Origin of the sequence: Paraplanobispora takensis, assembly GCF_016863195.1 — a bacterium.
GTDB lineage: Bacteria > Actinomycetota > Actinomycetes > Streptosporangiales > Streptosporangiaceae > Planobispora > Planobispora takensis.
Map to the genome: position 1 here is coordinate 76,898 of NZ_BOOK01000004.1, position 12,685 is coordinate 89,582.

Annotated in this window: 13 protein-coding genes; 10 read left to right on the forward strand and 3 right to left on the reverse strand. The window is 72.9% G+C overall.

The window, feature by feature from the left end; genetic code table 11:
- Position 1 precedes the first annotated feature (1 nt).
- Complete coding sequence (locus Pta02_RS02980) at positions 2-1,240, forward strand: (Fe-S)-binding protein (RefSeq protein WP_203873081.1); 1,239 nt, start codon at positions 2-4, stop codon at positions 1,238-1,240.
- A gap of 158 nt (positions 1,241-1,398) precedes the next feature.
- Entirely contained in the window at positions 1,399-2,160 is a 762-nt protein-coding gene (locus tag Pta02_RS02985; protein ID WP_203873082.1) for an IclR family transcriptional regulator, read from the forward strand.
- A gap of 123 nt (positions 2,161-2,283) precedes the next feature.
- On the opposite strand, the gene Pta02_RS02990 is transcribed toward Pta02_RS02985, so the two are convergent.
- Both Pta02_RS02990 and Pta02_RS02995 read right to left on the reverse strand, forming a co-directional pair.
- Complete coding sequence (locus Pta02_RS02990) at positions 2,284-3,063, reverse strand: VOC family protein (protein WP_203873083.1); 780 nt, start codon at positions 3,061-3,063, stop codon at positions 2,284-2,286.
- Positions 3,064-3,192: 129 nt separating this feature from the next.
- A complete protein-coding gene (locus Pta02_RS02995; RefSeq protein ID WP_239129399.1) occupies positions 3,193-4,119 on the reverse strand; it encodes an SPFH domain-containing protein in 927 nt (308 codons plus the stop codon).
- Positions 4,120-4,270: 151 nt separating this feature from the next.
- On the opposite strand from Pta02_RS02995, the gene Pta02_RS03000 reads away from it, so the two are divergent.
- A complete protein-coding gene (locus Pta02_RS03000) occupies positions 4,271-4,951 on the forward strand; it encodes a hypothetical protein (protein WP_203873085.1) in 681 nt (226 codons plus the stop codon).
- A 52-nt stretch (positions 4,952-5,003) separates the two neighbouring features.
- On the opposite strand, the gene Pta02_RS03005 is transcribed toward Pta02_RS03000, so the two are convergent.
- Positions 5,004-6,434, reverse strand: a complete 1,431-nt coding sequence (locus Pta02_RS03005; RefSeq protein ID WP_203873086.1) for a trimethylamine methyltransferase family protein — start codon at positions 6,432-6,434, stop codon at positions 5,004-5,006.
- A 108-nt stretch (positions 6,435-6,542) separates the two neighbouring features.
- Here Pta02_RS03005 and Pta02_RS03010 point away from each other — a divergent pair, with 108 nt between their 5' ends.
- From Pta02_RS03010 to Pta02_RS03040, 7 genes are all read left to right on the forward strand, one after another.
- A complete protein-coding gene (locus Pta02_RS03010; protein ID WP_203873087.1) occupies positions 6,543-7,307 on the forward strand; it encodes an IclR family transcriptional regulator in 765 nt (254 codons plus the stop codon).
- On the forward strand, positions 7,304-7,975 hold the full coding sequence (locus tag Pta02_RS03015; protein ID WP_203873088.1) for a cobalamin B12-binding domain-containing protein: 672 nt from the start codon (positions 7,304-7,306) through the stop codon (positions 7,973-7,975). Before Pta02_RS03010 ends, Pta02_RS03015 begins: the two co-directional genes overlap by 4 nt.
- Complete coding sequence (locus tag Pta02_RS03020) at positions 7,972-8,418, forward strand: methylenetetrahydrofolate reductase C-terminal domain-containing protein (RefSeq protein ID WP_203873089.1); 447 nt, start codon at positions 7,972-7,974, stop codon at positions 8,416-8,418. Before Pta02_RS03015 ends, Pta02_RS03020 begins: the two co-directional genes overlap by 4 nt.
- Positions 8,415-9,314: a methylenetetrahydrofolate reductase gene (locus Pta02_RS03025; RefSeq protein ID WP_239129403.1), complete on the forward strand. Its 900-nt coding sequence runs from the start codon at positions 8,415-8,417 to the stop codon at positions 9,312-9,314. The genes Pta02_RS03020 and Pta02_RS03025 overlap by 4 nt, the downstream gene beginning before the upstream one ends.
- Positions 9,315-9,326: 12 nt before the next feature.
- On the forward strand, positions 9,327-10,178 hold the full coding sequence (locus Pta02_RS03030; RefSeq protein WP_203873090.1) for a dihydropteroate synthase: 852 nt from the start codon (positions 9,327-9,329) through the stop codon (positions 10,176-10,178).
- Positions 10,175-12,052 carry an ASKHA domain-containing protein gene (locus Pta02_RS03035; RefSeq protein WP_203873091.1) on the forward strand — a complete coding sequence of 626 codons (1,878 nt, stop codon included), beginning with the start codon at positions 10,175-10,177 and terminating at the stop codon, positions 12,050-12,052. Before Pta02_RS03030 ends, Pta02_RS03035 begins: the two co-directional genes overlap by 4 nt.
- 61 nt (positions 12,053-12,113) lie before the next feature.
- Positions 12,114-12,659, forward strand: a complete 546-nt coding sequence (locus Pta02_RS03040) for a DUF1638 domain-containing protein (RefSeq protein ID WP_203873092.1) — start codon at positions 12,114-12,116, stop codon at positions 12,657-12,659.
- Positions 12,660-12,685: the final 26 nt, after the last annotated feature.

A 12,685-nucleotide genomic window follows, 5' to 3' on the forward strand; every position in this document is an offset into this window, starting at 1 on the left:
AGTGGACCCCGAGCTGATCAACGACTGCGTGCACTGCGGCTTCTGCCTGCCGACCTGTCCGACCTACGTCCTGTGGGGCGAGGAGATGGACTCCCCGCGCGGCCGGATCCACCTGATGAGGCAGCACGTCGAGGGCACTCCCCTGACCGACGAGATGGCCGGGCACTTCGACGCCTGCCTCGGCTGCATGGCGTGTGTGACGGCCTGTCCCTCGGGCGTGCGGTACGACAGGCTCATCGAGCAGACCCGGGCCGAGGTGGAGCGCGAGCACGTCAGGGAGCCCGGCGACCGGGCGCTGCGGGAGCTGGTCTTCCAGCTGTTCCCCTATCCCCGGCGGCTGCGGGCGATGCGGCTGCCGCTGCGGCTCAGCGCGGGGCTGCGGCGCCGGATCGCCCCGAGGCTGGAGCGGATCAACCCCTCGCTGGCCGCGATGGCCGACCTCGCCCCCGAGAGCGCGGGGCGGCCCCGGCTGCCGCGCAGGGTCCGGGCGATCGGCCGGCGCAGGGCCGTGGTCGGCATGCTCACCGGGTGCGTGCAGGGGGAGTTCTTCCCCCAGGTCAACGCGGCCACCGCCCGGGTGCTCGCGATGGAGGGGTGCGAGGTGGTGATCCCGCCCTCGCAGGGGTGCTGCGGCGCGCTGTCGCTGCACTCCGGCCGCCCCGAGCAGGCCGGGCGCTTCGCCCGGCGCACCGTCGCCGCCTTCGAGCGGGCGGGGGTGGACACGGTGGTGGTCAACGCGGCCGGGTGCGGATCGACCATGAAGGAGTACGCCGAGATCCTCGACGGGGAGTGGGCCGAGCGGGCCCGGGCGATCCGTACGGTGGACCTGGCGGAGTATCTCGTCGAGCTCGGCCCGGTGGCCAGGCGCCATCCGCTGCCGCTCACGGTCGCCTATCACGACGCCTGCCATCTGGCGCACGCCCAGGGGGTGCGGTCCCAGCCGCGCGCTCTGCTGACCGCCATCCCCGGCCTGGAGCTGCGGGAGATCGCCGAGTCGGCGATCTGCTGCGGCTCCGCGGGAACCTACAACCTCTTCCAGCCCGAGGCCGCCCGCGAGCTGGGCGAGCGCAAGGCCGAGCGGGTGCTCGCCACCGGAGCCGACCTGCTGGTGTCGGCCAACCCCGGATGCACCATGCAGATCACCTCGGCCATCCGCCGCGCCGGCACGGCCCCGATCCGGGTCGCCCACACCGCCCAGGTACTGGACGCCTCCCTGCGCGGCACGGAAAGGATCGCATGAGCGCCGACCCCCTGCGCCCGGGCAGAGCGAGCGCAATGAGCACGGCCGGGCGCGCCGGTGAGCCAACCGATGAGCGAGGACGCGAGGAACGAGCGGATGAGCGAAGAGGGCGGCCACCGGCTCCGGAGCGCCCGGCCCGCGCGAGCAGAGCGAGCGCAATGAGCACAGTCCAGTCGGTGGACCGGGCACTGGATCTGCTGGAGGCCCTGGCCGCGCACGGCGGTGAGGCCGGGATCTCGGAGCTGGCCGCCGCGACGGGGCTGCCGTACGGGACGATCCACCGGTTGCTGCGCACCCTGCTCGACCGGGGGTACGTGCGCCAGGAGTCGGACCGGCGTTACGCGCTGGGCGGGGCGCTGGTACGGCTCGGCGGGGTGGCCGAGCGGATGGTCGGCGTGTGGGCGCAGCCGTACCTGCAGCGGATGGTCGAGCTGTCCGGGGAGACGGCGAACATGGCGGTGCTGGAGGGCGACTTCATCGTCTACGTCGCCCAGGTGCCCTCGCCCCGGCGGCTGCGCATGTTCGCCGAGGTCGGCAGGCGGGTGCTGCCGCACAGCACGGCGGTCGGCAAGGTCCTGCTGGCCGACCGGCCCGACACCGAGGTGGCCTCGCTGGTCGGGCGGACCGGGATGCCCCGGCGGACCGCCAACACCATCACCGACCTCGCGGGCATGCTCGCCGAGCTGGAGCGGGTGCGTGAACGCGGTTACGCGATGGACCTGGGCGAGGAGGAGCTCGGCGTGCACTGCCTGGCCGTGGGGGTGCGCGACGGCGCGCGGATGGTGGCGGCGATGTCGGTCTCCGGCCCGGCCGAGCGCATCGACGCGCTCGACCGGGAGGAGCTGGCCGCGGGCATGCGGAAGATCGCTCGTGACTTCGGCGCAGAACTGGGCGGCGCCCTCGGCTCCGGCGGACGGTGACCGGCCCCGGAACCGACGTGCTCCCGGAAACCGGCGGACGGTGACCGGCCCCGGAACCGGCGCGCTCCCGGAAACCGGCGCGCCGGTCGGTCCCGCGGCTCCCGCCCGTACGGCGGGCGGCGGTCAGCCCCGTTGCTCGTCCGGGAGACGGCAGAGGGTGAAGGGGGCGCGGAAGGGGTCGCCGACGACCGCCATCCGGCCGTAGGCCGAGTCGAAGGGTCCGTGGGCCAGCTCGCCGCCGAGCCCGGGCACCCGGCTCGCGGCGGTGTCGCAGTCGGCCACGGCGAAGTAGGTCATCCAGTGGGGCGCGACGCCCGCCCACTCCTCGGTCATCTTCAGCCGCCCGCAGACCTGCTCGCCGTCCAGCTGCCACACGGTGTAGTCGAAGCCGGCCCCGTCGCCGATCTGCTCCTGCTCGTAGCCGAACAGCGCCCGGTAGAAGGCGTCGACCGCCCGGCCGTCGACGGTGTTGATCTCGTGCCAGCACATCGCGCCGGGCTCGGAGTGCAGCTGCGAGCCGATGAACGGGTCGGCCTGCCAGAGCCCGAACGAGGCCCCGGCGGGGTCGGCGGCCACGGCGTAGTGCCCGAAGCCCGGCTCGGCGGTCGGGGGCGCGAGCAGCTTGCCGCCGTTGACCTCGACCTTGGCCGCCGTGACCTCGATGTCGGAGGTGGCCAGGTAGACGTTCCAGCCCGGTTGCGCCGACGGGCCCGTCTGCAGCGTGAGCGCCGCGACCGGCCTGCCGTCCACCGAGCACATCGTGTAGCGCCCCGTCTGCTCGCTCAGGTCCTCGCAGCTCCAGCCGAACAGGTCGCCGTAGAAGGCCGAGGCCGCGGCCGTGTCGGGAGTGGTGAGCTCGACCCAGCAGGGGGTCCCGTCGGGATATCCGGTGCGTTCCGTCATCGTCGTCTCCGTCGACGCGAGAATGATCGTCCTTTGACAGCCAGCCGACATCCTTTCACGGGACGGCGGAACCGATCCAGGCGATTCGCAAGGATTTTCGATAGTCGACGGAGCGCCACCCCGTCGGGGCTACTGACGGGCGGGCGGGTTGATGTTCAGGCCGCTGCCCTGCGGGACCGGCACCACCGTGACCTGGCCCTTCTGGATGGCCTGCCAGAGCACGGCGCCGTCGGGGCCGAGCACCTTCACCAGGTCCCTGATGGACTCCAGCTCGGTGCGGACCTTGGCGTTGCGCTGGGCCTGGGCGACGTTCTCCGCCTTGGCGGCCTGCTCGGAGGCAAGCGCGTTGACCAGCGCCTCCGGCGGTTCCGGCTTCTGGATGGTCAGGGAGATGTCACCGCAGTCGCCGCTGCCGGCGTAGTTCTGGCCGCAGAAGTAGTCGGCGCCCGCCGTACCCCTGATGAACTCCCTGGCCAGGGTGCCGACCCGCGCCTCCCAGGCCTGCTTCACCTTCGGGTCGTTGAACAGCCCGCGCCACTCGAACTCCTGGGAGGCCGCGTCCAGGGCCCGGTCCAGGGGGACCCGCATGTAGATGCCCAGCATCCTGCGCCACCCCTCGGACTCGCCGTCCTCGTAGTAGGCGCGGAACTTCAGCCCGATCTTCTCGTGGAACTGCTGGAGCGTCTTGCAGTCGGTGTTCAGCGTGAAGGTCGCCACTCCCGAGACCCTCATCTCCACGTTGTCCTTGCTGACCACCGTCAGCGGCTTGGACTCGGCCTCGTCGGCCCCGGAGAAGTCGAAGGTCCGCTGACCGAACGGGTAGGAGTAGCCGGTGTCGCCGGGCCCCAGCAGGGTGGCGCCGCTGGAGGGGTTGATGCACTTCTCGAACTTGATGGCCTCGAAGGTCCCGCCCGCGTAGTGCAGGACGACCTCATCGGGCTGGGTGCTCACCCGGGTGCACCCGCTCAGGACGAACCCCAGCACCACCACCGCGCCGACGGCCAGCAGGAACCCCTTCAGCAGCAGCCGCCTGCCGCCGGCTCTCTGTGCGTTCATCGCCATTTCCTTTACGTCCGCTTCACCGAAGGCGGATCCTAGTGGCGGGGCGCGCAGGACCACGATGTGACGCCGGACACGTTCGGGCATCGGATGCGCCGTCCCATACGGCTCGTCCGTAACTCAGGTTCCAGTGGTTCACAAGTGCGGCATGGCAGGCTTCCCGGCCATGGGAGTGCTCGACTTTCTGCTCGCTCGGCGGCTGCGGCGCGGCCCCGCTCTGCTGCTGCCCGGTTCCGTCACCCCCCGGGCCGTCCTGGAGACGGTCCGGCTGCACAGCCCGCGCGCGGTGGCGCGGGGCAGGGCCGTGGTCCTCGGCGGGGCCGTACGGCTGCGCGGCCCGATCCCGGTGAACCGCGAACTGGCGCTGGCGGCCAGGCTCCCGGTGGGCTGGCCGGTGGCCTACGTCGCCGACCCCGTGGACGCCGACCCCGAGGCGGACGTCGCGGCGATCATGGCGGGGCTGGCCGAGCGGCTGGGCGGCCTGGCCTTCCCGCATCCCCCGGGCCGCTCGCCCGACCTGTTCGCCGTCACCGGCCGGGCGCTGCCCGCCGAGCGGCTGGCCGAGCTGCTGCCCGGCTCGCGCCCCCGCCGGATCCCGGGCATCGACCTCACCCTGCTGACATGCGGCCACAGCCCTCTGGAGATCTCTTTCTGCGGCGGCGAGGACGGCGAGATGGACTACGAGGTCTCGGTGGCGCGCGGCCCGGTCACCCCGGTGGTCGCCGAGAGCGCCGAACGGCTGGCGGTCGCGATCGCCGAGGCCTGCGGCGGGGTGCTCAGGGACCACAACGGTTTCCGGGTCCCGCTCCCGGCCGGCATGCCGCGCTGAGGCGCCGCCTCCCCGGCGCCGCACCCGGGCGGTGCGGCTCCGGGCGCGCTCCTCAGTCCCCCAGCTCGCGGCGGCGGCGGGCGACGTAGTCCTGCAGCTCCTCGCGGACCGCCTCCTCCAGGGGAGGCCGCTCGTACTCCTCCAGCTTGGCCCGGTAGATCTCCCCCGCCCTGTCGGCCGCGTCCATGGCGCCGCGCCGTACCCAGCGCTCGTAGTTGTCCGACGACGACAGCAGCGGCCGGTAGAAGCAGGTCCGGAAGCGCTCCATGGTGTGCGCCGCGCCGAGGAAGTGGCCGCCGTGGCCGACCTCGGCGTGGGCGTCGAAGGCCAGCGACTCCTCGGTGATCTCCATCGGGGTGAACTCGTGCTGGAGCATGCGCAGGATCTCGACGTCCACGACGAACTTCTCGAACCCGCTGACCAGGCCGCCCTCCAGCCAGCCCGCGGTGTGCATGACCCAGTTGGCGCCCGCCAGGAAGGTGGGCAGCATCGTCATCAGCGCCTCGTAGCCGGCCTGGGCGTCGGCGGTCTGCGAGGAGGTCAGCGCGCCGCCCGAGCGCCAGGGCAGGCCGAAGTGGCGGGCGATCTGGCCGGTGCAGAACAGGCCGACCGCCGACTCGGGGGTGCCGAAGCAGGGCGAGCCCGACTGCATGTCGATGTTCGACAGGAACGAGCCGAAGATCACCGGGCAGCCGGGGCGGATGAGCTGGGACAGGGCGATCCCGGTGAGCGCCTCGGCGATCTGCTGGACCAGCGTGGCCGGGATCGACACCGGGGACATGGCGCCCATCAGCAGGAACGGGGTCAGGACCACCGGCTGATTGGCCGCGGAGTACTCGAACTGGGCGTCCAGCATGCGGTCGTCCCAGCGCAGCGGCGAGTTGCAGTTGATCAGGGAGATGGTGGCCGGGGCCGTCTCGATGTCGCCCAGCAGGATGCGGGTCATCGCGATGGTGTCGGCCGCGTTGGGCCCGGAGACCACGTTGCCCATGTAGATCTTGTCGGTCAGCGTCTGGAGCGCGTAGACCATGTCGAGGTGGCGCGAGTCGAGCGGCGCGTCGTTCGGCTCGCAGACGACGCCCCCCGCGGAGTCCATCTCGCCGAAGACCTGCGAGAGCTTGCAGAAGCGGTGGAAGTCGTCGAGCGTCGCGTCGCGGCGCACCTCGCCCTCGCGCACGAACGGCGAGCCGTACACCGCGCCGAAGGCCATGTGGTCGCCGCCGATGTGCACGTCGTTGGCGGGGTTGCGGGCCCGGACGTCGAATTCGCGGGGCGCCTTGGCGACCTGTTCGAGGACGAACTCCGGATCGAAGAAGACGTTGTTCTCCTCGACCTTCATCCCGGCCTTGCGGAACAGCTCCAGGGCCCGGGGTGACATGAACTCGACCCCGATCTCGGAGACGATGCGGCGCCAGCCGCGGTCGAGGGTCGCCATCGCGTCGGCGGACAGGATCTCGTAGCGGGGCATCTGGTTCAGGAACACGGCCGCTCCTCCGGACCTCTTGACCCGAATCTGAGTCCGATCTTACGCTCAAGAAGTGGAACCAAGGTTCCACAATATGGAACTCCCGGAGAGGACGCCGGTGCCGTGGTGAGCGGGGACGACAACAGGACGAACGCGCCGGGTACGCAGGCGGTCGACCGGGCGGCGCGGCTGCTGGTACGCGTCGTCGAGGCCGGGCAGCCCCAGCCGTTCACCGCCCTGCTCACCGAGTCGGGACTTCCCAAGAGCACCACCTCCCGCCTGCTGTCGGCGCTGGAACGGCACGGCCTGCTCCAGCGCGACCGCGACGGGGCGTTCCGCCCGGGACCCGTCCTGGCCCGTTACGCCAGCCGTTCCGGCAGCGCCGACCTGGCCGCCACCGCCCAGCCGTACCTGGAGCGCATCGGCGGCAAGACCGGCGAGACCGTCAACCTGGCCGTGCTCAGCGGCGGCGCGGTGGAACAGATCGCCCAGGTCGACAGCAGCTACCTGCTCGGCGCGACGAACTGGGTGGGGCTGCGCGTGCCGCTGCACTGCTCGGCCCTGGGCAAAATCTTCCTCGCCCACGGCGCGGCCGAGCTGCCGCGCGGCCCGCTGGAACGCCGCACCCCGCGGACCGTCACCGACCGCCGGGAGCTGGACCGGGAGATGGCCGGGATCCGGCGGCTCGGGTACGGCGTGGCCCGCGAGGAGCTGGAACCCGGACTGATCGCCGTGGCCGCCGCCGTGCGCGGCAGGGACGGGTCGGTCATCGCGGCGCTGTCGGTCTCCGGTCCCTCGGTGCGGCTCACCCCGGACCGCGTCACCGAGATCGGCGAACTCCTGGCCGGCGAGGCCGGCGCGCTCTCCGAGGTGTTAGGAGCCCCCCGTTGAACGAGCAAGAGATCCTGCAGGGCCTCTACGACCGGACCCTCGTGGGCGACGCCCCCGCCGTCCTGGACCTGACCGTGCGGGGGCTGGCCACCGGGATGTCCCCCGAGACGATGCTGTTCGACGCGCTGATCCCCTCCCTGGAGGAGGTGGGCGCCCGGTTCGAGCGCGGCGACTTCTTCGTACCGGAGATGCTGATCGCCGGGCGGGCGATGGCGGGCGCGATGGAGGTGCTGCGCCCGCTGCTGGCCCAGACGGGCGCGACGTCGCTGGGCAGGTTCCTGATGGGGACGGTCAAGGGCGACGTGCACGACATCGGCAAGAACCTGGTGAACATCATGCTGGAGGGCGCCGGGTTCGAGGTGATCGACCTGGGCGTCCAGGTGGCGCCGGAGAAGTTCGTGGCGGCCATCCGCGAGCACCGGCCCGACATCGTCGGCTTCTCCGCCTTCCTCACCACGACGATGCCGATGTTCAAGGCGAACATCAACGCGCTGGAGAAGGCCGGGCTGCGCGACGAGGTGATCGTCATGGTCGGCGGGGCGCCGGTCACGCAGGAGTACGCCGACGCGGTCGGCGCGGACGGCTACGCGGCCGACGCCTCCACCGCCGTCCGCCGCGCCAAGGAACTGCTGGCCCGGCGCCGCGCCACGGCCGGGACCCCGTCATGAGCCCGGACCCCGTCACACGCACGCCGTATCCCGACCCCGACCCCGTCGCAAGCACGCCGAACCCCGGTCCCGTCACGGACACGGGCACGGCGGTCCACCGGGCGGTCGCGGCGGTGGAGCACGCGGTCAAGGGACCGGTGTTCGACTGCCGGATGTGCGGCCAGTGCGTGCTGCACTCCACCGGCATGACCTGCCCGATGACCTGCCCGAAGACCCTGCGCAACGGGCCGTGCGGCGGAGTGCGCGAGGACGGCCGGTGCGAGGTCGACCCCTCGATGCGCTGCGTCTGGCTGCGGGCGTTCGAGCGCTCGCGGCGGCTGCCGTGGCGCGGGCACTTCACCGCCCTGCGTCCTCCGGTGGACAACCGCCTGACCGGGTCCTCCTCCTGGATCAACCTGCTGACCGGCCGCGACCGCCGTACTCCCCCGGGCTGGCGGCCGTGAGGTTCGACGAGCTCGTGCGGTCGGGAGGGCCGGTCGTCACGGCCGAGTTCCCGGCGGTGGACACCGACATGGCCGCGCTCGTACGGCACGCCGACCGGCTGCGCGGCTGGGCCGACGCGGTCAACGTCACCGACAACACCGCCGCCCACGCGCACGCCAGCAACGTCGCGGTCGCGGTGGCCCTGCGCGGGCTCGGCCTGGAGCCGATCATGCAGGTGGCCTGCCGGGACAAGAACCGCCTGGCGCTGCAGGCCGACATCGTGGGCGCCGCGCTGCACGACGTGCGGGCCGTGTGCTGCCTGACCGGCGACGACGTCACGGCCGGGGACGAGCCGCAGGCCCGCCGCGTGTTCGACCTCGACGGGCCGCAGCTGATCAGGGTGGCCTGCGCGCTCGCCGAGGGCCGCTACCTGTCCGGCCGGGTGATCGACCCGGCGCCGGAGCTGCTGGTGGGGGCGGTGGAGAACCCGGGCGCCCCGCCGTACTCCCACCGGGTGGACCGGGCGGCCGAGAAGATCCGCGCCGGGGCCCGCTTCCTGCAGCTGCAGATCTGCTATCACCCCGACCGGCTGGCGGCGTTCATGGCGGGCGCGGCGCGGGCCGGGCTGACCTCGCGCGCCGCCTTCCTTGCGACGATCTGCCTGGTCAGAGGGGCCGGCGGGCTGCGGTTCATGAACGAGAAGGTGCCCGGCATCTCGGTGCCGGCCGAGACCGTCGACCGGGTGGAGCGGGCCGCCGACCCGTCGCGGGCCGCCTACGAGCTCGCCCTCGCACAGGCCCGGCACGCGCTCGGCCTGCCCGGCGTGCGCGGCCTGCACCTGGTCGACTTCCGCGGCGGCGACGCCGTCGCCCGGCTCCTGTCCGACCTGCGCATATCCCGCCGCCTGACCGCCTAGGAGGTCGCCGCCGTGCACACCGTCCTGAGATCCCGGACCCGGGAAGTGATCATCGGCCACGACCGGCCGTTCTGCGTCATCGGCGAGCGGATCAACCCGACCGGGCGCGCGAAGTTCGCCGAGGCGCTGCGCGCGGGCGATCTGTCCCAGGTGGTACTCGACGTGCGGCGGCAGGTCGCGGCCGGGGCCCACGTGCTCGACGTCAACGCGGGCGTGCCGCTGACCGACGAGGCGCAGCTGCTCTCCTCGGTGGTCAAGCTCGTCCAGGAGCACACCGACCTGCCGCTGTGCATCGACTCCTCGGTGGTCGAGGCGCTGGCGGCGGGGCTGGAGGTATACGAGGGCAAGGCGCTGGTCAACTCGGTGACCGGCGAGGACGACCGGCTCGCCGAGATCCTGCCGTTGGTCAAGCGGTACGGCGCGGCGGTGATCGCGCTGGCCAACGACGAGACCGGCATCCCGGAGACCGCCGAGCAGCGCCTGGAGATCACCGGGAAGATCGTCCGGGTGGCCGTCGAGGAGTACGGCATCCCGATCGAGGACATCGTCATCGATCCGCTGGCCATGACCGTCGGCGCCGACACCGACGCGGTGAACGTGACACTGCAGACCATCCGGGCGATCCGCGACACCTACCGGCTCAACATGTGCCTGGGCGCCTCCAACGTCTCCTTCGGCCTGCCCGACCGGCACGCGCTGGGCTCCGCCTTCCTGGCGATGGCCGCCGCGGCCGGGCTGACCAGCGCGATCATGAACGCCCTGGCCCCCGAGTGCGTCACCGCCGCCCGCGCCGCCGACCTGCTGCTCGGCAACGACCCGTGGGGCGCGAACTGGATCGCGGCCTACCGGGCCCGGCAGGCATGAGCGGGGGTCCCCCGGCGCAAGGGGACCCGGGGCGGGAGACCGCGTCCGGGCGGGTACGGCTGCGCCTGCTGCCCGACGGCAGGCCGCCCCGGGAGGTGAGCGTGCCGCCGGGGGTGAGCGTGTTCGAGGCGGCCAGCTGGAACGGCGTCGCCGTCGACTCGACGTGCGGCGGGCACGGGACCTGCCGCAAGTGCAAGGTCAGGGTGGTCCACAGCGCCGACGGGGCCGGTGGGGCCGATCCGGTCCCGGTCTCCCGGCTGGACCCGCGGGCCTTCACACCGGAGCAACTGCGCGAGGGGTGGCGGCTGGCCTGCCTCGCCCGGGCCGTCTCGGACCTGGAGGTGGAGATCCCCGCGCTCTCCACCCGGCCGAAGGCGGCGACCGTGGGGGTCGGGCGGCAGGTCATCCTCCGCCCCGCCGTGCAGAAGCGCTACGTCGAGCTGACCGAGCCCTCGCTCTCCGACCAGAGGCCCGACCTGGAGCGGCTGCTGGCCGCCCTGGACGATCTGGAGCCGGTGCCGGACCTGCACGCCGTACGGGCCGTGGGAAGGGTCATGCGGGCGGCGGACTTCAAGGTCACGGCCGTGGTCGTGGACGAGGTGCTGATCGACGTGGAGCCCGGGGACACCAGCGGGTCGCGGTACGGCGTCGCCTTCGACCTGGGCACCACGACGGTCGTGGCGACGCTGCTGGACCTGGCGACCGGCACGCCGGTGGCGGTGCGGTCGATGCTCAACCTGCAGCAGCCCTCCGGCGCGGACGTGATCTCCCGCATCAGCGCGACGATGCTGGACCCCTCGGCGCTGGACCGGCTGCGGGACGCGGCGCGCGAGACGCTCGACCAGCTCGCCCGGGAGGTGTGCAAGGAGGGGGAGGTCTCCCCCGAGCACGTCTACGAGGTGGCGCTGGCCGGCAACGCGACCATGGTCCACCTCGCCCTCGGCATCGACCCCGAGCCGCTGGGGGTGGCGCCGTTCATCATGGCCACGCGCGCCCTGCCGCCCCTGCTCGCCTCGGACCTGGGACTGCGCTTCCATCCCCGGGCGCGGGCCGTGGTGCTGCCCGCGCTGGGGGCCTACGTCGGCGGCGACATCGTGGCCGGGGTCCTGGCCGCCGGCATGGACCGGGACCGGCGGCTGCGGCTGTTCGTCGACGTGGGCACGAACTGCGAGATCGTGCTCGGGGACGCCGACCGCCTGCTGGCCACCGCCGCCCCGGCGGGACCGGCCTTCGAGGGCGCCCAGATCCGCTGCGGCATGCGCGCCTCGGCCGGGGCGATCGAGACCGTGCGGCTGGCGCCCTCGGTGGAGCTGGGCGTGATCGGCGACGTCGAGCCGGTGGGACTGTGCGGGTCGGGGCTGGTGGACGCGGTGGCCGAGCTGCTGCGCGTGGGCCTGCTCGACCGCTCGGGCCGCTTCGTGCCCGGGCAGGAGGCCCTGCGGCTGGCGCCGGAGCTGGCCGGGCGGCTGACCACGGTCGGCGAAGAGCGCGTCTTCGTCCTGGCCGGGGACGTCTACCTGTCCCAGCGCGACGTGCGCGAGCTGCAGTTCGCCAAGGCCGCGATCTCGACGGGGTGGCGGCTGCTGCTGCAGGAGTACGGGGCCGGGGAGCACGAGGTCCAGCAGGTCCTGCTGGCCGGGTCCTTCGGCTCCTACCTGTCCCCGGCCTCGGCCGTCCGGATCGGCCTGGTCCCGGGGCTGGCCCTGCCCCGGATCGTGAGCGCGGGCAACGTCGCCGGGGAGGGCGCCAAGCTCGCCCTGCTGTCCGTCCAGGAGCGGGCCGGAGCCCTGGCCCTCCTTGAGGAGATCCGCTATGTCGAACTCTCCGACCGCCCCGACTTCAACGACCGCTTCGTCGACCTCCTGTCCTTCTGAGGCGCCTTCCGGGACGCTTTCCGGGGCCGGGGTGGTGGCGTGCGGGGCGCTGGCGGGGCACGTGCGGGACATCGCGCAGCGGCGTGGGTGGGCGGTGGAGGTGTATCCGCTCCCGCCGCTGCTGCACAACCGGCCCGCCGCCATCGCGGCCGAGGTCGAGGCGGTGGTCGAGGAGGTCAAGGGCAGGCACCGGCGGCTGGCGCTGGCCTACGCCGACTGCGGGACCTACGGGGCCCTGGACGAGCTGTGCGGGCGGCACGGCCTGGTACGGCTGCGCGGGGAGCACTGCTACGACGTCTTCGCCGGACCGCTGGCGCGCGAGCTGACCGAGGAGGAGCCGGGGACCTATTTCCTGACCGACTATCTGGTCCGCACCTTCCACCGGTCGGTCGTGGTCGAGCTCGGCCTGGACCGTTATCCCGGCCTCCGCGACGTCTACTTCGCCCACTACCGCCGCGTCGTCTGGCTGGCCCAGCGCCCGGTCCCGGCCCTGCGCGCGCAGGCCGTACGGGCTGCCGGGATCCTGCGCCTGCCCCTGGTCGTCCGGGAGGTCGGTGACGCGGCCCTGGAACGCGGGCTGGAGGAGCTCCTGTCGCCCGGAAGGTGAGGCCGACCTGCCCGCCGGGTCACATT